Annotated in this window: 17 protein-coding genes and 1 tRNA gene; 8 read left to right on the forward strand and 10 right to left on the reverse strand. The window is 63.1% G+C overall.

Translation table 11 applies throughout. The annotated features are described in order from the left end of the window. Nucleotides 1-7 precede the first annotated feature (7 nt). Nucleotides 8-790, reverse strand: coding sequence for a sulfite exporter TauE/SafE family protein (locus POF53_RS00415; protein ID WP_050707397.1), 783 nt, complete (start codon nucleotides 788-790; stop codon nucleotides 8-10). A gap of 131 nt (nucleotides 791-921) precedes the next feature. On the opposite strand from POF53_RS00415, the gene POF53_RS00420 reads away from it, so the two are divergent. After that, the gene (locus POF53_RS00420; protein WP_232855011.1) at nucleotides 922-1,668 is read left to right on the forward strand and encodes an NRDE family protein; all 747 of its coding nucleotides are present in this window, start codon (nucleotides 922-924) and stop codon (nucleotides 1,666-1,668) included. 115 nt (nucleotides 1,669-1,783) lie between these two features. Here the strand turns inward: POF53_RS00420 and ppk2 are convergent, their stop codons facing one another. The 5 genes from ppk2 to POF53_RS00445 all read right to left on the reverse strand — a co-directional run bounded on the left by ppk2 (nucleotide 1,784) and on the right by POF53_RS00445 (nucleotide 6,731). Continuing rightward, nucleotides 1,784-2,794 carry a polyphosphate kinase 2 gene (gene ppk2 / locus POF53_RS00425; RefSeq protein WP_254464427.1) on the reverse strand — a complete coding sequence of 337 codons (1,011 nt, stop codon included), beginning with the start codon at nucleotides 2,792-2,794 and terminating at the stop codon, nucleotides 1,784-1,786. 188 nt (nucleotides 2,795-2,982) lie between these two features. Next, nucleotides 2,983-3,058, reverse strand: a tRNA-Phe gene (locus POF53_RS00430). 90 nt (nucleotides 3,059-3,148) lie between these two features. Then, nucleotides 3,149-3,421 carry an oxidative damage protection protein gene (locus POF53_RS00435; protein WP_110734368.1) on the reverse strand — a complete coding sequence of 91 codons (273 nt, stop codon included), beginning with the start codon at nucleotides 3,419-3,421 and terminating at the stop codon, nucleotides 3,149-3,151. Next, entirely contained in the window at nucleotides 3,418-4,485 is a 1,068-nt protein-coding gene (gene mutY / locus POF53_RS00440; protein WP_232855013.1) for an A/G-specific adenine glycosylase, read from the reverse strand. The genes POF53_RS00435 and mutY overlap by 4 nt, the downstream gene beginning before the upstream one ends. Further along, nucleotides 4,482-6,731 (reverse strand): AsmA family protein, encoded by a 2,250-nt coding sequence (locus tag POF53_RS00445; RefSeq protein WP_498965835.1) that lies wholly within the window; start codon nucleotides 6,729-6,731, stop codon nucleotides 4,482-4,484. The genes mutY and POF53_RS00445 overlap by 4 nt, the downstream gene beginning before the upstream one ends. A gap of 436 nt (nucleotides 6,732-7,167) precedes the next feature. On the opposite strand from POF53_RS00445, the gene POF53_RS00450 reads away from it, so the two are divergent. From POF53_RS00450 to hisF, 6 genes are all read left to right on the forward strand, one after another. Continuing rightward, nucleotides 7,168-8,826 (forward strand): OFA family MFS transporter, encoded by a 1,659-nt coding sequence (locus POF53_RS00450; protein WP_498965837.1) that lies wholly within the window; start codon nucleotides 7,168-7,170, stop codon nucleotides 8,824-8,826. A 255-nt stretch (nucleotides 8,827-9,081) separates the two neighbouring features. Beyond that, nucleotides 9,082-9,675: an imidazoleglycerol-phosphate dehydratase HisB gene (gene hisB / locus POF53_RS00455; RefSeq protein ID WP_028688464.1), complete on the forward strand. Its 594-nt coding sequence runs from the start codon at nucleotides 9,082-9,084 to the stop codon at nucleotides 9,673-9,675. Next, entirely contained in the window at nucleotides 9,676-10,314 is a 639-nt protein-coding gene (gene hisH / locus POF53_RS00460; protein WP_203649682.1) for an imidazole glycerol phosphate synthase subunit HisH, read from the forward strand. It abuts the gene before it with no gap. After that, nucleotides 10,315-10,575 carry a DUF2164 domain-containing protein gene (locus tag POF53_RS00465; protein WP_016714500.1) on the forward strand — a complete coding sequence of 87 codons (261 nt, stop codon included), beginning with the start codon at nucleotides 10,315-10,317 and terminating at the stop codon, nucleotides 10,573-10,575. It abuts the gene before it with no gap. A gap of 27 nt (nucleotides 10,576-10,602) precedes the next feature. Further along, nucleotides 10,603-11,340: a 1-(5-phosphoribosyl)-5-[(5-phosphoribosylamino)methylideneamino]imidazole-4-carboxamide isomerase gene (gene hisA, locus POF53_RS00470; RefSeq protein ID WP_232855015.1), complete on the forward strand. Its 738-nt coding sequence runs from the start codon at nucleotides 10,603-10,605 to the stop codon at nucleotides 11,338-11,340. A gap of 9 nt (nucleotides 11,341-11,349) precedes the next feature. Continuing rightward, nucleotides 11,350-12,120 (forward strand): imidazole glycerol phosphate synthase subunit HisF, encoded by a 771-nt coding sequence (hisF, locus tag POF53_RS00475; protein ID WP_186521271.1) that lies wholly within the window; start codon nucleotides 11,350-11,352, stop codon nucleotides 12,118-12,120. 51 nt (nucleotides 12,121-12,171) lie between these two features. On the opposite strand, the gene POF53_RS00480 is transcribed toward hisF, so the two are convergent. The 4 genes from POF53_RS00480 to choX form a co-directional block, all read right to left on the reverse strand. Beyond that, entirely contained in the window at nucleotides 12,172-13,755 is a 1,584-nt protein-coding gene (locus POF53_RS00480) for a zinc-dependent metalloprotease family protein (protein WP_498965841.1), read from the reverse strand. Nucleotides 13,756-13,891: 136 nt separating this feature from the next. Next, nucleotides 13,892-15,070, reverse strand: coding sequence for a choline ABC transporter ATP-binding protein (choV, locus tag POF53_RS00485; RefSeq protein ID WP_498965843.1), 1,179 nt, complete (start codon nucleotides 15,068-15,070; stop codon nucleotides 13,892-13,894). Further along, nucleotides 15,067-15,912 carry a choline ABC transporter permease subunit gene (gene choW / locus POF53_RS00490; protein WP_269806675.1) on the reverse strand — a complete coding sequence of 282 codons (846 nt, stop codon included), beginning with the start codon at nucleotides 15,910-15,912 and terminating at the stop codon, nucleotides 15,067-15,069. The genes choV and choW overlap by 4 nt, the downstream gene beginning before the upstream one ends. An 84-nt stretch (nucleotides 15,913-15,996) precedes the next feature. Then, on the reverse strand, nucleotides 15,997-16,944 hold the full coding sequence (choX, locus tag POF53_RS00495; RefSeq protein WP_232855017.1) for a choline ABC transporter substrate-binding protein: 948 nt from the start codon (nucleotides 16,942-16,944) through the stop codon (nucleotides 15,997-15,999). A gap of 444 nt (nucleotides 16,945-17,388) precedes the next feature. On the opposite strand from choX, the gene POF53_RS00500 reads away from it, so the two are divergent. Next, nucleotides 17,389-18,765, forward strand: coding sequence for an L-serine ammonia-lyase (locus POF53_RS00500; RefSeq protein ID WP_232855018.1), 1,377 nt, complete (start codon nucleotides 17,389-17,391; stop codon nucleotides 18,763-18,765). Nucleotides 18,766-18,867 lie beyond the last annotated feature (102 nt).

Raw genomic sequence — 18,867 nt, forward strand, 5'->3', positions numbered from 1 at the left:
TCTAGGTTCAGATAAGGAAGCTGAGTCCGACGCAGAACAGCAGCGCGGCGAACAGGCGCTTGAGCACACGCGGCGACAGCTTGTGCGCCAGACGCGCGCCGTAGCGGGCGAAGAACATACTGGTGGCCGCGATGCCGACCAGCGCCGGAAGGTAGACGTAGCCCAGGCTGTGGGCCGGCAGGTGTTCCTCGTGCCAGCCCAGCCAGATGAAGCCCAGGGCACTGGCCAGGGCGATCGGCAGGCCGCAGGCCGACGAGGTGGCCACCGCCTGCTGCATGGGCAGGCTGCGCCAGGTGAGGAACGGCACGGTCAGCGAACCGCCACCGATGCCGAAGATCGCCGAGGCCCAGCCGATCACCCCGCCGGCGGCGGTCAACCCAGGCTTTCCGGGGATGCCGCGGCTGGCCTTGGGCTTGAGGTCCAGGGCCATCTGCGCGGCGATCACCAGGGCGAACACGCCGATGATCTTCTGCAGCATCGGACCCTGGATCAGCGAGGCGGTCTTGGCCCCGACCAGCGCGCCGAGCAGGATGCCCACGGTCATCCAGGCGAAGATCGGCCATTGCACCGCGCCCTTGCGCTGGTGCTCGCGCACGGCATTGATCGAGGTGAAGACGATGGTCGCCAGCGACGTGCCGACCGCCAGGTGGGTCAGCACCGAAGGGTCAAAGCCCTGCAGGGTGAAGCTGAACACCAGCACTGGCACGATGATGATGCCGCCACCGACGCCGAACAGCCCGGCCAGCACCCCGGCGCAGGCGCCCAACAGCAGATAGAGAGCGAATTCCATTCGTGGCCCCAGTGGAAAACAATCCGGCATGGTAACGGAAGCCAAGCCCGGCGCTCTAGTGAACTCTGTGTCAGATGATGGATAGCGGTCGGCGGCGCGGGTAGAGTGGCCGAAAACACAGGGGACAACCTATGTGCCTGATCGTATTCGCCTGGCGGCCGGGGACGGCCCGGCCGCTGATCGTCGCAGCCAACCGCGACGAGTTCTATGCCCGGCCAACCCAGGCCCTGGCCGCCTGGGAGGATGCCCCAGGCGTGCATGCCGGACGCGACCTGGAGGCTGGCGGAACCTGGCTTGGCGTGGGGCCGAACGGGCGCTTCGCCGCGCTGACCAACATCCGCGACCCGCGCCAGCCACCGGGGCCGCGCTCACGGGGCGAGCTGGTGGCGGCGTACCTGCAGGGCGAACTGGGGGTCGAGGCCTACCTGGACCAGGTGGCCAGCCGCAGCGAGCAGTACTCGGGGTTCAACCTGTTGGTGGGCGATGGCGGGCGGCTGGGCTATCTGCATGCCCGCGAGGCCGCGCCGCGCTTGCTGGAGCCTGGTGTCTACGGGCTGTCGAATGCCGGGCTGGATACGCCGTGGCCGAAGCTGGTCAAGGCGCGCAGTGGGCTTGAGGGGTTGCTTGAGGCCGCCGATCCGCAACGGCTATTGGCCCTGCTGGGCGATGCGCAGCCCGCGCCGGACGGCGAGTTGCCGGAGACCGGCGTGGGGCTGGCCACCGAAAGGCTGCTGTCGAGCGTGTTCATCGCCAGCCAGAACTATGGGACGCGGGCGAGCACGGTGCTGATCGTCGATGACCAGGGGCGGCGGCAGATGGTCGAGCGCAGTTTCGGACCGTATGGTGGGCACTTGGGCGAGGTGGATATAGACGTTTGAATGCAGGGGGCGCTTTGCGCCCCTTTCGCGGCACAAGGCCGCTCCTACAGGGGGCGCGTATGATTTGTAGGAGCGGCCTTGCGCCGCGAAAGGGCTGCGCAGCAGCCCCAGCGATTCAGCCTGCCAGCACCGCCGGCTCATCCTCCTCGAACCCCCGCGAAGCCCGTCCGACCAGCAGCGGATCCGGCGCATGCGCCACGCTGTGGTCCTTGCCCGGATAATCCAGCGAATGCAGGAAGTGGCGAATGCAGTTGATCCGCGCCCGCTTCTTGTCGTCCGACTTGATCACCGTCCATGGCGCGTCAGCGGTGTCGGTATGGAAGAACATCGCTTCCTTGGCCGCGGTGTAGTCCTCCCACTTGTCCAGCGACTTGATGTCGATGGGCGACAGCTTCCAGTGCTTGAGTGGATCGTCACGACGGGAGATGAAGCGGCGCAACTGCTCCTCGCGGTTCACCGAGAACCAGAACTTGAACAGCAGGATGCCGCTGTTGCACAGCATGCGCTCCAGATCCGGCGCCTGACGCATGAACTCCAGGTATTGCAGGGGCGAGCAGAAGTCCATGACCTTCTCGACCCCGGCGCGGTTGTACCAGGAGCGGTCAAAGAACACCATTTCACCGGCCGTGGGCAGGTGCTGGACATAGCGCTGGAAGTACCACTGGCCCTTCTCCTGCTCGGAGGGCTTCTCCAGTGCAACGATGCGCGCGCCGCGCGGGTTCAGGTGCTCCATGAAGCGCTTGATGGTGCCGCCCTTGCCGGCGGCGTCACGGCCCTCGAACAGCACGACGATGCGCTGGCCGGTTTCCTTCACCCAGTTCTGCACCTTGAGCAGCTCGATCTGCAGGTCATGCTTGGCCTTCTCGTAGTCCTGGCGGCGCATGCGCGTGCGATAGGGGTAGTTGGCCGGCAGGCGGGCCGAGGTGCTGTCTTCGTTGCTGCCTTTGCGGGCATTGGCCACTTCCAGGGCGGCGGGCTGCTGGCTGACCTGGGTGATGGTCTCTTGCGCGGCGGTGCTGGTGGCCGGCTTGCGCTGGCGTGGGCGACGAGGGCGAGGGGCTGGCTTGGGGCTGCTGTCGGCCTCGGCGGGCGCTGGCAGGAGGAGGGTGGCGGATTCTTCGCTCATGGAGGTCCTTGCGGGGGTCGGTCGAATGTCCACCTTCCATCCTATGCAGGCGCGAAGGGAGGCATTTTGATATCGATCAACCAGGGGCGAAGGATTCCTGGGGTAAAACTGAAGACAACAAAAAACCCGCACTAGGCGGGTTTTTTGTGTCGCTTCGGGTAACTTTGCAACCACCAGAAGCTTGAAGGTGGTGCCCAGAGACGGAGTCGAACCGCCGACACGAGGATTTTCAATCCTCTGCTCTACCGACTGAGCTATCTGGGCGACGGGGTGAATTAAATAGATTTTCTCAGAGGCCGTCAACGACTTTTTTCTAAAAAATTTAAATTAATTCCGTCGCTTACGATTCGTGGGTCAATTCGAGGGCGGAACGTAGCCTTCGGCCTGGGCGTAATCCTCACCGGCGAAGAACTTGTCCATCTCGGCCTGGATGAATTTGCGGTCCTCGGCATTCATCATGTTCAGGCGCTTCTCGTTGATCAGCATGGTCTGGTGGTCCTGCCACTCCTTCCAGGCCTTCTGCGAGATGTTTTCGAAGATGTCCTGGCCCTTGGCGCCCGGATAGGGCGGGCGGTCCAGGCCGGGGAGTTCTTCGTTGTACTTGCGGCACTTCACGGTGCGGGTCATGGCTTCTCTCCTGCAATCAATTCGTCGGCCGCGCGTTGCAGCAGCTTCTTGACCGGGGCGGCGAGGCCCAGGCGCGGCGGGGTGGCGAGGTTATACCAGAGCCAGTCGGGCTCGGCCACGTGCGAGCCGACGGGCTCGACACGCACCAGCCAGGGTTCGATGGCCAGCTGGAAATGGCTGAAGGTGTGGGTCAGGCCGTCCAGGGCCTGGCTGGCGCTCAGGCGCAGGCCGTGCTGGTAGGCGAGGTCGTCGAGCTGTTCCAGGCTGTCCAGCTCCGGCAGGCTCCACAGGCCGCCCCACAGGCCGGTGGAGGGCCGGCGATAGAGCAGGATCGCGCCTTCGTGGTTGGTCAGCAGCGGCATCAGGGTCTTGCGCTGGGGCAGGGCCTTGCGCGGCTTGGGCTCGGGATAGCGGGTCTCCTCGCCGTGCAGGTGGGCTTCGCAGCCGCGCTGCAACGGGCAGATCAGGCAACTGGGCTTGCTGCGGGTGCACAGCGTGGCGCCCATGTCCATCATCGCCTGGGTGAAGTGGTTGACCCGGGTCATCGGTGTGAAGCGCTCGGCGGTGGCCCATAGCTGGTTGGCTACTTTCGGCTCGCCGGGGTAGCCTGCCTGCGCGGTAAAGCGGGCCAGCACGCGCTTGACGTTGCCGTCGAGGATCGGCGCGCGGATGCCCATGCTGATACTGGCGATGGCGCCTGCCGTGGAGCGCCCGATGCCGGGCAATTCGGTGAGTTGCTCGACGCTGCGCGGGAACTCGCCGCCATGCTGCTCGACGACGATCTTCGCGGCTTTTTGCAGGTTACGGGCGCGGGTGTAGTAGCCCAGGCCCGTCCACAGGTGCAGCACCTCGTCCTCCGGCGCCTCGGCCAGGGCCTGCACGGTCGGCAGGGCCTGCATGAAACGGTCGAAGTAGTTGAGCACGGTGCTGACTTGCGTCTGCTGCAGCATGATTTCGGAGACCCACACCCGATACGGGTTGATGCCCTGTTGCCAGGGCAGGTCGTGGCGGCCGTGCTGGTCGTACCAGTCCAGCACGGCGCTGGAGAACTGCTGGGGGCTCATCGTTTGAACAGCCCCTTGAGCGCATCTTTGAGTTCCGGGCTCACTTTGTCTCCGAGTTTCTCTTCGAGTTTTTCATCGATCTTGTCCTTCAGGCGGTTGCCGGCCAGCTTCGCGGCGACCTTGCCCAGGCCGTCCTGGTCCAGGCGACAGGCCTTGGCGCCCAGCTCCAGCGGGCCACGGCAGCGCAGCGGCACTTCGACGCCGGTAAAGCGCTCGTTGACCTGGCAAGCCGGGTCGGGCATGGCGCGCTGGTCGCCCTCGACGATCACGCCGACGTTGTAGTCCATGCCCAGTACGCGCAGGTCGAGGTCGCCATGGCCGTTGACGGTCAGGCCCGGGATGCGCGCCTTGAGGTCCGGGTTGCTGGCCACGCCGTTACGCACCACCAGGCTGCCGCGCAGCTCCTGGAACGGTGTGTCCTTGCCCCGCTGTTCGCCGCTGAGCTGCTTGCGGTTGAGGGTGGCGATGGCCTGGCACAGTTGCTGTTCCAGGTTGGCGTTGACCAGCACGCCGTCGTTGATGGTGAAGCTGGCGTTGCCGTTGAGCGTATCGACCAGGGCCTTCTGGCTGTTGCCGGTGGCGGTGAGGTCGCTGTTCAGGGTCAGCAGGCCCTTGACCGGCGGCGCCTGGTCCGGGCTTTCGCGCTTGATGAAGTGCTCCACCGGCACGCGATTGATCTTGGTGTTCACGCCGATCTGCGGCACGGCGGGGCGCACATCGACAGTGCCCTTGGCCTCGAAGGTGCCGTTGTACAGGCCGCCGCGCAGGGTCTGCAGGGTGACCAGGCCGGCCTGGCCGCTGGCGGTCAGCTGTGCGTCGCTGATCGGCAGTTTGTCCAGGGTCAGCGCGCCGAACGACAGGTCGGCCTGCAGGTCCAGGGCGCGCAGGCGGTCGACCGGCAACAGCTTGTCGTTGCTCCAGGCCACCTGGGTCGGTGCGTCGGGCAGCGGTGTGGTGCCCGCGCCAGCGACGGCGGTGGCCTCCTGCTGCTTGACCTCGGCCTGGCGTGCCGCCGTGGCGCCCTTGGCCTCTTCGCTTTTGGCCGGCAGGTAGCGATCGGCGTTGAACGTGTCGGCTTTGAGGCGCACACGCAACGCTTGCTTGGCGAAATCGTCCACGGCGACACGGCCGGTGAAGGTGCTGTCGTCCAGCTTCACTGCCAGGTCTTCCAGGGCCAGGCTGCTCTGCGTGCCCTGCAGGCGGGTGACCAGCTCCAGTTTCTTGAACGCCGCCGGGTCGGCGGTGGCCCGCAGCGGGTGGCCGATGCCGTCGAGGAAGGTGCGCAGGTCGAACTGGGCGATGGACAGGCCGCCGCTGACCTGCGGGGCCTTGTCCAGATCACGCACGTTCAGCTCGCCCAGGGCGCGCAGCTGGTTGGCCGAGACCTTCAGGCCGCTCCAGGACGCGACATTGGCCGCCAGGTCGACCAGCACCTGCCCTTGGGCGACGAAGGTCAGGGTCTTGCCGGCCAGCGGCTCGCCCGAGGTCTCGCCGGACAGGCGCATGTCTTCCAGGTTGTAGCGCTTGAGCTTGCGGTCGAAGCGCAGCTCGCCGGTCAGCTCGGTGCGCGCCTTGATGTTCGGCTGGCTGGCACTGAGGAAGGCGCTGGCCTTTAGCGCGATGTTCGCGCCTTCGTGCACGGGGCCGGTGCTCAGCTGGATGCTTTCGGCGCCGTAGGTCTGCCCGGCCTTCTCGTCGGTGTAGAGCACGCGGGCGTTGTTGACGGTCAGGCTGTCGATATCAAGCTTGACCGAACGTTCGCTGGCCTCTGGTTTGGCGGGTACGGTGTCCGACGCCTCGGCGGGCGTGCTGGCAGGTGCGCCGGCGACGGTCGGCTGCGGCAGTGGCTTGCCGATGTCTTCCCAGTTGCCGTGACCATTGGCGTCGCGGGTCAGGGTCAGGTTGAGGCCTTCGACCCGCACATCGCTCATCTGCACTTCGCGGCGCAGCAGCGGCAGCACGCGCACCGACAAGCCGAGCATCTGCAGGTCGGCGAACGGCACCTTGGGGTTGTTCAGCGTGGCGATGCTCGCCTCGTGCAGCTCCAGGCCCAGCCAGGGGAACAGGCTCCAGCCGATGTCGCCGTTGAGGGTCAGCTCCACATGGGCCTTGTCGCGGGCCAGCTTGCGGATTTCGTCTTTGTAGTCGTTGGGATCGAAGAGGTGGCTCAGGGCGAAGCCCAGCGCCACGATGATCAGCAACAACCCGAGAAGCCCCAGCCCCAGGATTTTGCCGAACGCTTTCATGGGCGAGTCCTTGTAGTCCGATTTAGAAATTCAGCGGCGAGTATAGCGCCGTGGCACTTGGCTCTGCGTATCCGACATTTCGACAGTGGCAATGGCGACAGTTCATTTATTGCCTGCTCGGGCCTCATCGCGGGGCAAGCCCGCTCCCACGCATGACCGAGAGCGGCATGGACTTGCGTGGGAGCGGGCTTGCCCCGCGATGAGGCCCGAACAGGCGACACAACCTCACCTGAATACACGAAATACCGATTCAGCTAGCGAAAAAAACACGATATCAGATTGCTTTCATGTCACCCCCTGCTGGTAATCTTGCGCCCGCCCGTGGAGCCCCCGCGACCCATTGTCGCGGGGTGCCAGCCCAAGCGGCCGGGCTGCCTTGCGTGCAGCCAAAGCAGAGCCGTCCACGCGCACAGCCCACCTACAAAAGGAACAATCCATGAACAGCAGTATCACGGCGGGGGCGGCGGCAAGCGCGCCGGGCTTCCTGTCGAAGGAGCGCATCATCGCCCGCCCGGGCTTCAACCGCTGGCTGGTGCCGCCGGCGGCCCTGGCGATCCACCTGTGCATTGGCATGGCCTATGGCTTCTCGGTGTTCTGGTTGCCGCTGTCCCAGGCCCTGGGTGTCAGCGCGCCAGTGGCATGCGCCGCCGACATGGGCTTCATCGCCCGTCTGTTCAGCGCCGAGTGCGACTGGCCGATTTCCATGCTCAGCTGGATCTACACCCTGTTCTTCGTGTTCCTCGGCTGCTCGGCCGCAGTGCTCGGCGGCTGGCTGGAACACGCCGGCCCGCGCAAGGCCGGCCTGGTATCGGCACTGTGCTGGTGCGGCGGCCTGCTGATCTCGGCGATCGGCGTGAAGACCCACCAGCTGTGGCTGATGTGGCTGGGCTCGGGGGTGATCGGCGGGATCGGCCTGGGGCTGGGCTACATCTCGCCGGTGTCGACGCTGATCAAGTGGTTCCCGGACAAGCGCGGCATGGCCACCGGCATGGCGATCATGGGCTTTGGCGGGGGTGCCATGGTGGGCGCGCCGCTGGCCACCGCGCTGATGGGCCATTTCTCCAGCCCGACCGAAGTGGGCGTATGGCAGAGCTTCGTCGCCATGGCCGCGATCTACTTCGTGTTCATGACCGCTGGCGCCCTGGCCTACCGCGTGCCGCCGACCGGCTGGAAGCCTGAGGGCTGGACGCCGCCGGCGAAGAAGGCCAACGCCATGGTCACCGACCGTCACGTGCACGTCAGCGTGGCCTGGAAGACCCCGCAATTTGCCTTGGTGTGGTTGGTGCTGTGCCTGAACGTGTCGGCCGGTATCGGCATTCTCGGCATGGCCTCGCCGCTGCTGCAGGAAGTGTTCGCCGGCAAGCTGCTGGGCAACGAGTTGACCTTCAGCGAGCTGAACGCCGCGCAACTGGCGCAGATTGCCGCCATTGCCGCCGGCTTCACCGGCCTTTTGAGCCTGTTCAACATCGGCGGACGCTTCTTCTGGGCGTCGTTCTCCGACTACATCGGCCGCAAGAACACCTACTTCGCCTTCTTCGCCCTGGGCGTGGGCCTCTACAGCCTGGTGCCGAACATGGGGCACATCGGCAACGTGGCGCTGTTCGTGGCGGCGTTCTGCATCATCCTGTCGATGTATGGCGGCGGCTTCGCCACCGTGCCGGCGTACCTGGCCGACCTGTTCGGCACGCAGATGGTCGGCGCCATCCATGGTCGCCTGCTGACTGCCTGGGCGGCGGCCGGCGTGCTCGGTCCTGTACTGATCACCTACCTGCGCGAGGCGCAGCTGGCGGCGGGGGTGGAGCGGGCCGCGGCCTACGACATGACCCTGTACATCCTCGCCGGCCTGCTGGTGCTGGGCTTCATCTGCAACATGCTGGTGCGGCCGGTGGCGGACAAGTACTTCATGACCGATGCCGAACTGGCTGCCGAGCGGGCGCTGAGCCATGACAAAGGTGTCGATTCGGCACGCTCGCTGGAGTGGCATGCGGTGCCGGGCAGTCTGCCATTGGTGCTGCTGGCCTGGGCGGTGGTGGTGATTCCGCTGGGCTGGGGGGTTTGGATCACCTTGCAGAAGACGGCGGTACTGTTTCACTGATTGAGATCGTCGGGGGCGCCTTGCGCCCCTTTCGCGGCACAAGGCCGCTCCTACAGAGGTGCGCGGTGCCATTGTAGGAGCGGCCTTGTGCCGCGAAAGGGCTGCAACGCAGCCCCAGGGCTCGGTTGTATAGACCTGTAGACCCGTCCCGCCCCCGTAATTACTAGCCTTGCCATATGTCATCCGCGTTTCAAGCCGGCGCATTCTGGGCCTATAATGGAGCCCTTTTCGCCCAATGATTTTGCGGAGCTGGTGATGGTCGAACGTAAGGCTTCCGTCGAGCGCAATACCCTGGAAACCCAGGTCAAGTGCTCGATCAACCTCGATGGCAGCGGCAAGGCCCGATTTGAAATCGGCGTGCCTTTCCTTGAACACATGCTCGACCAGATCGCCCGACATGGGCTGATCGACCTGGACATCGAGTGCAAGGGCGACCTGCATATCGACGATCACCATACCGTCGAGGACGTCGGCATCACCCTGGGCATGGCGTTCGCCCAGGCCATTGGCGACAAGAAAGGCATCTTCCGCTACGGCCATGCCTATGTGCCGCTGGACGAAGCGCTGTCGCGCGTGGTCATCGATTTCTCTGGCCGGCCGGGCCTGCAGATGCATGTGCCCTACACCCGCGCCACCGTCGGCGGCTTCGATGTCGACCTGTTCCAGGAGTTCTTCCAGGGCTTCGTCAACCACGCCCTGGTGACCCTGCACATCGACAACCTGCGTGGCCACAACACCCACCACCAGATCGAGACCGTGTTCAAGGCCTTCGGCCGCGCGCTGCGCATGGCCGTTACCCTCGACGAGCGCATGGCCGGGCAGATGCCGTCCACCAAAGGGTGCCTGTAAATGCAGACGGTAGCCGTAATCGACTATGGCATGGGCAACCTGCACTCGGTGGCCAAGGCACTGGAGCACGTGGGCGCCGGCAAGGTGCTGGTGACCAGCGACGCCGCGGTGATTCGTGAGGCCGACCGCGTGGTGTTTCCCGGCGTCGGCGCGATCCGCGACTGCATGGCCGAGATCCGCCGCCTGGGCTTCGACAGCCTGGTCCGCGAGGTCAGCCAGGATCGCCCGTTCCTCGGCATCTGTGTCGGCATGCAGGCGCTGCTCGACCACAGCGAAGAGAACGAAGGCGTCGACTGCATCGGCCTGTTCCCAGGCCAGGTACGCTTCTTCGGTAAAGACCTGAAGGAAGACGGCGAGCACCTGAAGGTGCCGCACATGGGCTGGAACGAGGTCGGCCAGACCAATGACCACCCGTTGTGGCACGACATCCCCGACCGGGCGCGTTTCTACTTCGTGCACAGCTACTACATCAACGCCGGCAAGCCAGGCCAGGTGGTCGGTCGCGGCCACTATGGCGTCGATTTCGCCGCCGCGCTGGCCGATGGCTCACGCTTTGCCGTGCAGTTCCACCCGGAGAAGAGCCATACCCATGGCCTGCAGCTGCTGCAGAACTTCGTCGCCTGGGACGGGCGCTGGTAAATGAGCCGATCGAAGACCAAGGCCCCCGTCATCACGCTGGCCCCGGAGCAGGAGCGCGACGCGCTCGACACGCTCAAGCGCTTCCTCGAAGACCGCTTCGAGCTGCAGCTGGGGTCGTTCGAGGTGGCCGAGGTCCTCGAGCTGTTCAGCAAGGAAATTGCACCCCATTACTACAACAGGGCGATTGCCGATGTTCAGCTGCACCTCAAGGAGCGGTTCGAGAGCATCGAAAGCGACCTGTGGGCGCTCGAGAAGCCCTGAACCCAACGAACAAGACAGGTTGCCAAGATGCTGATTATCCCCGCTATCGATCTCAAGGACGGTGCCTGCGTACGCCTGCGCCAAGGCCGCATGGAAGACTCCACCGTATTCTCCGACGACCCGGTGAGCATGGCCGCCAAATGGGTCGAGGGTGGCTGCCGTCGCCTGCACCTGGTCGATCTGAACGGCGCCTTCGAAGGCCAGCCGGTCAATGGTGAGGTGGTCACCGCCATCGCCCGGCGCTACCCGAACCTGCCGATCCAGATCGGCGGCGGCATCCGCTCGCTGGAAACCATCGAGCACTACGTCAAGGCCGGCGTCAGCCACGTGATCATCGGCACCAAGGCGGTCAAGCAGCCCGAGTTCGTCGCCGAAGCCTGCAAGGCCTTCCCGGGCAAGGTCATCGTCGGCCTGGATGCCAAGGACGGCTTCGTCGCCACCGACGGCTGGGCCGAAGTGAGCTCGGTGCAGGTCATCGACCTGGCCAAGCGTTTCGAGGCTGATGGCGTGTCGTCGATCGTCTACACCGACATCGCCAAGGACGGCATGATGCAGGGCTGCAACGTGCCGTTCACCAAGGCCCTGGCCGAAGCCACCCGCATTCCGGTAATCGCCTCCGGTGGCATCCACAACCTGGGTGACATCAAGGCCCTGCTGGACGCGAAAGCCCCTGGCATCATCGGCGCCATCACCGGCCGCGCGATCTACGAAGGCACCCTCGACGTCGCCGAGGCCCAGGCCTTCTGCGACAACTACCAAGGCTGAGGAACTACCATGGCATTGGCCAAGCGCATCATCCCTTGCCTGGACGTGGATAACGGCCGGGTGGTCAAGGGCGTCAAGTTCGAGAACATCCGCGATGCCGGCGACCCGGTGGAGATCGCCCGCCGCTACAACGAGCAGGGCGCGGACGAGATCACCTTCCTGGATATCACCGCCAGCGTCGATGGCCGTGACACCACCCTGCATACCGTCGAGCGCATGGCCAGCCAGGTGTTCATCCCGCTGACCGTCGGCGGCGGCGTGCGCACTGTGCAGGACATCCGCAACCTGCTCAACGCCGGTGCCGACAAGGTCTCGATCAACACCGCCGCGGTGTTCAACCCGGAGTTCGTCGGCGAGGCGGCGGACCGTTTCGGTTCGCAGTGCATCGTTGTCGCCATCGATGCCAAGAAAGTGTCCGGGCCCGGTGAAACGCCGCGCTGGGAAATCTTCACCCACGGTGGGCGCAAGCCGACCGGGCTGGATGCCGTCGAGTGGGCGAAGAAGATGGAAGGGCTGGGTGCCGGCGAGATCCTGCTGACCAGCATGGACCAGGATGGCATGAAGAACGGCTTCGACCTGGGGGTTACCCGGGCGATCAGCGATGCGCTGGGGATTCCGGTGATTGCCTCGGGTGGTGTGGGCAACCTGCAACACCTGGCCGACGGGATTCTGCAAGGGCATGCCAGCGCGGTGCTGGCGGCCAGTATCTTCCACTTTGGCGAGTACACGGTGCCGGAGGCCAAGGCCTATATGGCTTCGCGTGGGATTGTGGTCAGATAAAAATTTTGGAGCCGCGTGCGGCTCCAAAAGCACATGGCAAAGCCAGGTTGGCTACTTATACATGTATCGAACAAGAGCAGGCGTTCCTAAACCGGTCTTTTGGAAAGTTATGCCTGCAGGTAGGCCAACACCTGTGTAAATATTACTGATGTTGAAGTCACCGCTGTAGGTTCCGGAATAGCAGAATTTCGTTGTATTGAGCAGGTTGCTGAAGCACAAGGTTCCAGCATTAGACCACTTGGATATTCTTGCACTTGTCGGATTTATTTTCTCTTCTTTGCATTCAGGCGTCCAATTAATCATGGCCCAGTCTTCACTTCTCCTGGCGACGATTGAACAATTATTTGAGCCATCATTCAAGGTAAGTACGATGTTCGGGTACTCTGGGGGAGTAGGAGGAGGGTAGATATTCTCTATTACTTCCCTGCGCTCATTAAGGCCTCGGGCGACATTGTGGTGACTCGCTGTGCCAATTGGAATGCCACTGTAAGTCAAATTTGGATTTGAATAAAAGGGGATTTTTGGGCATGTATCCCCCGAGCAATCATAAGACATTTGTGTTCTGAATCGAGGGGAACCTGTATATCGGTAGCCGTTCACGTAGGGTGGGTCTTTAGGTTCGCCTCCCTCCCAGTTGTGATACATCCCGAAGTTGTGGCCGATCTCGTGAGCCAGTGAGGATAGGCATCGGATGGCACTGAAGCCGTATCGTTTGCTAGGGCCGTGCTTCCCTGCGCCGCACAGTTCCCTGTTAACGACCAGCATTGACACCAGATCAGCTGAAAGCTCATCACGCTGTTGCTTGACTTCCTCGATACGGTAAGTCAGGTCGTTGAGGATTTCACCGAATTTCTTACCTGACTCGTCATAGTCGGGATCCACAAATCCAGCAAGTTCAAATGTTATTGCTACGCCGCTATTTTGAATTATCGTATTTACATTTTGTAATTGTTCAGTCAGCAGAAGGCGGCTGTTTGGATGGGCTGCGCGCGATTGCCTGGTTGTTGCGAATAGAAGTCTTATATAACTATGTGTTGAGGCCGGTTGGCTCTTTGGCCACATCCTGGCAGTTGCTAGTTCTGCGGGAGATGTTAAGTCTTGGTCCAGGGGTTGCTTTGATTCATCAATGTGGAACAGTACATGTTTGTTGGCGGAGATAGGTTCTAAACGATAAGGCTTGCCGTCGATGAAAATGCTTGCAGCTATCTGTGTCCCATCCTTCATAATAGAGATCCAGTTGAGAGGATCCCATTCTATTTCAGTTGTTGTGGTGGATTTTTTTCTTTTATCTGATGGTATGCCGCCCACCCAGCCAACCATGCCCCTTCCAAATTGGTAGGAAGGTCTTCTTGTAAAAGTAATTGTTTTACCATTTTGTAGAGGAAGGCTTATGGTGTTGGAATCTTCACTAACGAGTGCAGTGTTAATCGTTACTTCTTGAATTTCTTGATTGGCCGGGTCTTCAATTATTTTTTGCAGGTAGGGTGAATTTGTTTTTTTTGCGGTAGTGTAGATTTCTGGTTGTATCTGGAATAACGGTTTTTGAATGTCGGTGGTGTGCGTTTGCGAGGTGCAGGCTGTAGTGAGCAAGTAGCTTGTGGTCAGAAGTACAAGTCTACGGTATATGAGATTCATGTTGAGTCCTCACTGATGTGAGGAACTAGTAAACTTGCGTTTGGCTTTTGGCAACAACTGGCAAAAGTGTTAGGTGAGGTTGCTGATCAGCCATGCTAAAACGCATGATTGGGGCCGCAACGCGGCCCCAATGCCATCACCCGTGATTCTTGCCGAGCAACGCGTGATACAGCTCGGTATCCCCCAGAATCCCCACCACCTTGTCGTTATCCTGCAGCACCAGCTTGTTGCCGGTCTGGTAGCGAATCCGCAGCGCCTCGCGCATGCCGATATCGGCGTGCACCACGGTCGGTCTGCGCTCCAGCAGCTCCACATCCTGCCCCGGTGCCCAGTTCTGCATGTCCAGCCCGTTCTGGCCCTGGCGTGCGCGCTTGATCGAATTGCCTTCGCCAAGGTCCAGCCAGGAGTCGATCCCCGGGTCCAGGCACACCGAGCCGTTGACCCGCCTGCACTGGTCCAGGCTGCGCATCAGGCTGCGACCGCACAGCACGTTGAGCGGGTTGGTGTGGGCGACGAAGGTGCGCACATACTCGTCGGCCGGGTTGAGCACGATGTCTTCCGGCTTGCTGTACTGGATGATCCGCCCGTCCTTCATGATTGCGATGCGGCTGCCCAGCTTCAGCGCCTCGTCGAGGTCGTGGCTGACGAACACGATGGTCTTGCTCAGCTTGCTCTGCAGGGCCAGCAACTCGTCCTGCAGGCCCTGGCGAATCAGCGGGTCGAGGGCCGAGAACGGCTCGTCCATCAGCAGGATGTCGGCATCCATCGCCAGCGCCCGGGCCAGGCCCACGCGCTGCTGCATGCCGCCGGAGAGTTCGTCCGGCTTCTTGTTGCGCCATTGGGTCAGGCCTACCAGCTCGAGCTTTTCGTCGACCAGCTTGCGCCGTTCCTTCTCCGGGCGGCCCTGCATCTCCAGGCCGAAACTGATGTTCTCGCGCACCGTCAGCCAGGGCATCAGGGCGAACTTCTGGAACACCATGGCGATGCGCTTGGTGCGCATCATCTTAAGTTCCGCCGGGGTGCAGTGGGCGATGTCGATGTGCTTGCCTTCGTGCTCGACGAACAGTTTGCCGCGGCTCACGGTGTTGAGGCCGTTGATGCAGCGCAGCAGGCTGGATTTGCCCGAGCCCGACAGGCCCATCAGCACGCAGATCTCGCCCTTGTTGATGTCCAGGTTGGCCTTCTCGACGCCGACCACAAGGCCCGTCTGCTTGAGGATCTGCTCGCGTGTCTTGCCCTGGTCGAGCAGGGAAAGCGCTTCGCGCGGCTTGCTGGAGAAGATGACGTCGACGTCTTCGAAACGAATGATGCTCATGCCTCACCCCTTACCGGCAGTTCCGGTTGCTTGCAGATACGGTCGAGCATGATCGCCAGCAGCACGATCGCCAGGCCCGCTTCGAAGCCCAGGGAGATATCAGCGGTGTTCAGTGCGTTGACCACAGGTTTGCCCAGGCCGTCAGCGCCGACCAGGGCGGCGATTACCACCATCGACAGCGACAGCATGATGCACTGGGTGACGCCGGCAGCGATGCTTGGCATGGCGTGCGGCAGTTCGATGCGGGTGAGCAGCTGGCGGCGCGAGCAGCCAAACGCCTTGCCCGCGTCCATCAGCTCTTGCGGCACATCGCAGATGCCCAGGTAGGTGAGGCGGATAGGCGCGGCGATGGCGAACACCACGGTAGAGATCAGCCCCGGTACCACGCCCAGGCCAAACAGGGTCAGGGTTGGGATCAGGTAGACGAAGGTGGGCACGGTCTGCATCAGGTCCAGCACCGGGCGCATGGCGGTATAGAACATCGGCTTGTGCGCGGCGAGGATGCCCAGCGGCACGCCGATGACAACGCACACCACCGTGGCGAAGGTGACCTGCGCCAGGGTTTCCATGGTTTCCTGCCAGTAGCCCAGGTTGAGGATGAGCAGGAACGACAGGGCGACGAAGACGGTGAGCGCCCACTTGCGCTGGATCAGGTGCGCGAGGGCGGCGAACAGGGCGATGAGTACGAACGGGTTGAACCAGGTCAGGGCGCTGGTGACCCCATGGATCATGAATTCCAGGCCTGCGGCGATGGCGTCGAAATAGCTGGCGCCGTTCTGGGTCAACCATTCGACGAATGAGGCGATGTACTGCCCCAGGGGTATTTTCTGATCGATAAGCATGATAGCGAGCTTCCACCTGCAAAGATTGAAATCAGTCCGGGGCGGGCACGGTCCCGCCCCGCGGTGTTGCCATTGCGTCTTGCGTTATTGCGTCAGTTTGGCCTTGGCCGCCTCGAGGCCGGGTTTGCCGTCCACGGTGCTTACGCCGGCCAGCCAGGCATCCAGCTTGCCGGGGTTGTCCTTGAGCCACTTCTTGGCCGCCGCCTCGGGTTTCATCTTGTCGTCCAGGACATAGCCCATCATGGTGCTTTCATCCTTGAGCTCGAACGACAGGTTCTTCAGCAGCTGGCCGACGTTGGCGCATTCCTGCGCATAGCCCTTGCGGGTGTTGGTGAGCACGGTGGCCTTGCCGAAATCGGGACCGAAATAGGCGTCCCCGCCGGTCAGGTACTGCATCTTGAAGCGGGTGTTCATCGGGTGTGGTTCCCAACCGAGGAACACGATCGCCTCGTCGCGCTTCTGCGCCCGGTCGACCTGGGCGAGCATGCCGGCCTCGCTGGACTGCACGATCTGGAAACCGGCGTCCTTCAGGCCGAAGGCGTTGTCGTCGATCATCTTCTGGATGGTGCGGTTGCCGTCGTTGCCCGGTTCGATGCCGTAGATCTTGCCCTTGAGGTCCTGCTTGAACTTGGGCAGGTCGGCGAAGTCCTTCAGACCCTTGTCATACAGGGCCTGGGGCACGGCCAGGGTGTACTTGGCGTTCTCCAGGTTGGCGCGCACGGTCTCGACAGTGCCGGCGTCGCGGTACTGCTTGATGTCGTTCTCCATGGTCGGCATCCAGTTGCCGAGAAACACGTCCAGGTCCTTGCCGGTGGCCAGCGACTTGTAGGTCACCGGTACCGAGATCATGGTGGTGTGGGTCTTGTAGCCCAGGGCTTGGAGCACGACGCTGGTGGTCGCGGTGGTGACCGTGATATCGGTCCAGCCGACATCCGAGAAACGCACCGTTTGACACTGCTCGGGTTCGGCGGCCTGGGCCAGCAGCGGAGCGGACAGCAACGCGACCAGCAACAGCGAGGGTGAACCTTTCATGGATGGACTCCTGTGATTTTATCTTCGGGTTCGCGTGGGTCGCCGGGCGTTCTCAGGGCTCCGGTCGACCAGGCCTGCAGAGGGCAGGATGCGAGGCCGTGCAATACGAGTCGCTTTCGATAATCCTCCAGCGTTCGGCAATCGCCTACTGGTGGCGTCGTATCCAGTACAGGACGGGTCGCATCCAGTACGGACGATGTCGCAACTGGATTTTTCCACCCCCCGACCTCGGTTTTTGCGGCGTCCCGGCGCTGGAAAACGGCGCACGCAGGGCCGGTGCAGTGGCGGCGCTGCTGGACAAAAGTACGTCGGTTGCAGACGGCGAGGGGGTGGGCAAAAGCCCGATGATGCGAGCATTCCAAGGCGGCTCGAGCTTTCAGCCTAGCAGTTGCGCAAGGCGGTGTTCGGCGCTGCGAGACAAGCCCATCAAGAGGTGATGCGACAATGGCCATCAGCGTGTTCGACCTGTTCAAGATCGGTGTCGGGCCTTCCAGCTCACACACCGTCGGCCCCATGCGCGCCGGCGCGCTGTTCGTCCAGGGGCTGCGCGAACGCGGCGAGCTGGAGCGGGTTCGGCGCATCGAGGTGCGGCTGTATGGCTCGCTGTCGGCCACCGGCGTCGGCCACGGCACCGACAACGCCACGATCATGGGCCTGATGGGCGAATGGCCCGACGCCATCGACCCCAGCCAGATCACCCCACGCATCGCCGACCTGCGCGAAACCCGCGTGCTCAAGCTCGACAATCGCTTGCCCATCGAGTTTGTCTGGGGCCGCGACATGCTGCTGCTGGACGAGAACCTGCCGTATCACCCCAACGCCATGACCCTGATCGCCGAAGGCGAGGGCGGCGAGCTGCACCGCGACACTTACTACTCGGTGGGCGGCGGCTTCGTGGTCGATGCCGGCCAGGCCGCCAGTGGCGTGCTGGACGCCGACCAGACCGTGCTGCCCTATGACTTCAACAGCGCGGCCGAACTGCTGCAGCTGTGCAGGCAAAACGACCTGAGCGTGTCGCAATTGATGCTGGTCAACGAGAAGGTCTGGCGCAACGAAGCAGAGATCCGCGCCGGCCTGATCAGGCTCTGGAATGCCATGCAGGAGTGCGTGAACAACGGCCTCAAGCACGAGGGCATCTTGCCTGGCGGGTTGAATGTGCGCCGTCGCGCCGCCCGCCTGCACCGCAGCCTGCAAGAGCTGGGCAAGCCCAATGTGATCGGCTCGACCATGAGCGCCATGGAATGGGTCAACCTCTACGCCCTGGCGGTCAACGAGGAGAACGCCGCCGGCGGGCGCATGGTCACCGCGCCCACCAACGGCGCGGCCGGGATCATTCCGGCGGTGCTGCACTACTACATGCGTTTCTCCGATGTGGTGGACGAATCCAACGTGGTGGACTTCTTCCTCGGCGCGGCGGCGGTGGGCATCCTGTGCAAGAAGAACGCCTCGATCTCCGGCGCCGAGGTCGGTTGCCAGGGCGAGGTCGGTTCGGCCTGCGCCATGGCCGCGGCGGGCCTGGCCGAAGTGCTGGGCGCGACGCCCGCGCAGTTGGAAAATGCCGCCGAGATCGCCCTGGAGCACAACCTCGGGCTGACCTGCGACCCGGTCGGCGGCCTGGTCCAGGTGCCGTGCATCGAGCGCAACGCCATCGCCGCGGTGAAGGCGATCAACGCCGTGCAGATGGCCCTGCGCGGCGATGGCGAGCACTTCATCTCCCTCGACCAGGTGATCCGCACCATGCGCGACACCGGCGCCGACATGCACGACAAGTACAAGGAAACCTCGCGCGGCGGCCTTGCGGTCAGCGTCATCGAGTGCTGATGCGCCGTTCTGGCCCACGCCTGACCGATGCGCCACATTCTGGCGCATCGGTTGTCATCTACCGGCCGTCGCCTGTCGTTACCAGCAGGGTCATTGTCGGTG

Origin of the sequence: Mitsuaria sp. RG, from assembly GCF_028369275.1 — a bacterium.
Taxonomy (GTDB): Bacteria; Pseudomonadota; Gammaproteobacteria; order Pseudomonadales; family Pseudomonadaceae; genus Aquipseudomonas; species Aquipseudomonas peradeniyensis.

Excerpts from the sequence above, each read along its gene's own strand:
- hisH (WP_203649682.1), top strand. The coding sequence starts at position 9,676 with ATGCAGACGGTAGCCGTAATCGACTATGGCATGGGCAACCTGCACTCG.
- ppk2 (WP_254464427.1), bottom strand. The coding sequence starts at position 2,794 with ATGAGCGAAGAATCCGCCACCCTCCTCCTGCCAGCGCCCGCCGAGGCC.
- POF53_RS00420 (WP_232855011.1), top strand. The coding sequence starts at position 922 with ATGTGCCTGATCGTATTCGCCTGGCGGCCGGGGACGGCCCGGCCGCTG.
- POF53_RS00445 (WP_498965835.1), bottom strand. The coding sequence starts at position 6,731 with ATGAAAGCGTTCGGCAAAATCCTGGGGCTGGGGCTTCTCGGGTTGTTG.
- POF53_RS00500 (WP_232855018.1), top strand. The coding sequence starts at position 17,389 with ATGGCCATCAGCGTGTTCGACCTGTTCAAGATCGGTGTCGGGCCTTCC.
- choX (WP_232855017.1), bottom strand. The coding sequence starts at position 16,944 with ATGAAAGGTTCACCCTCGCTGTTGCTGGTCGCGTTGCTGTCCGCTCCG.
- POF53_RS00435 (WP_110734368.1), bottom strand. The coding sequence starts at position 3,421 with ATGACCCGCACCGTGAAGTGCCGCAAGTACAACGAAGAACTCCCCGGC.
- mutY (WP_232855013.1), bottom strand. The coding sequence starts at position 4,485 with ATGAGCCCCCAGCAGTTCTCCAGCGCCGTGCTGGACTGGTACGACCAG.
- hisF (WP_186521271.1), top strand. The coding sequence starts at position 11,350 with ATGGCATTGGCCAAGCGCATCATCCCTTGCCTGGACGTGGATAACGGC.
- choV (WP_498965843.1), bottom strand. The coding sequence starts at position 15,070 with ATGAGCATCATTCGTTTCGAAGACGTCGACGTCATCTTCTCCAGCAAG.
- POF53_RS00465 (WP_016714500.1), top strand. The coding sequence starts at position 10,315 with ATGAGCCGATCGAAGACCAAGGCCCCCGTCATCACGCTGGCCCCGGAG.
- POF53_RS00480 (WP_498965841.1), bottom strand. The coding sequence starts at position 13,755 with ATGAATCTCATATACCGTAGACTTGTACTTCTGACCACAAGCTACTTG.
- hisA (WP_232855015.1), top strand. The coding sequence starts at position 10,603 with ATGCTGATTATCCCCGCTATCGATCTCAAGGACGGTGCCTGCGTACGC.
- POF53_RS00415 (WP_050707397.1), bottom strand. The coding sequence starts at position 790 with ATGGAATTCGCTCTCTATCTGCTGTTGGGCGCCTGCGCCGGGGTGCTG.
- POF53_RS00450 (WP_498965837.1), top strand. The coding sequence starts at position 7,168 with ATGAACAGCAGTATCACGGCGGGGGCGGCGGCAAGCGCGCCGGGCTTC.
- hisB (WP_028688464.1), top strand. The coding sequence starts at position 9,082 with ATGGTCGAACGTAAGGCTTCCGTCGAGCGCAATACCCTGGAAACCCAG.
- choW (WP_269806675.1), bottom strand. The coding sequence starts at position 15,912 with ATGCTTATCGATCAGAAAATACCCCTGGGGCAGTACATCGCCTCATTC.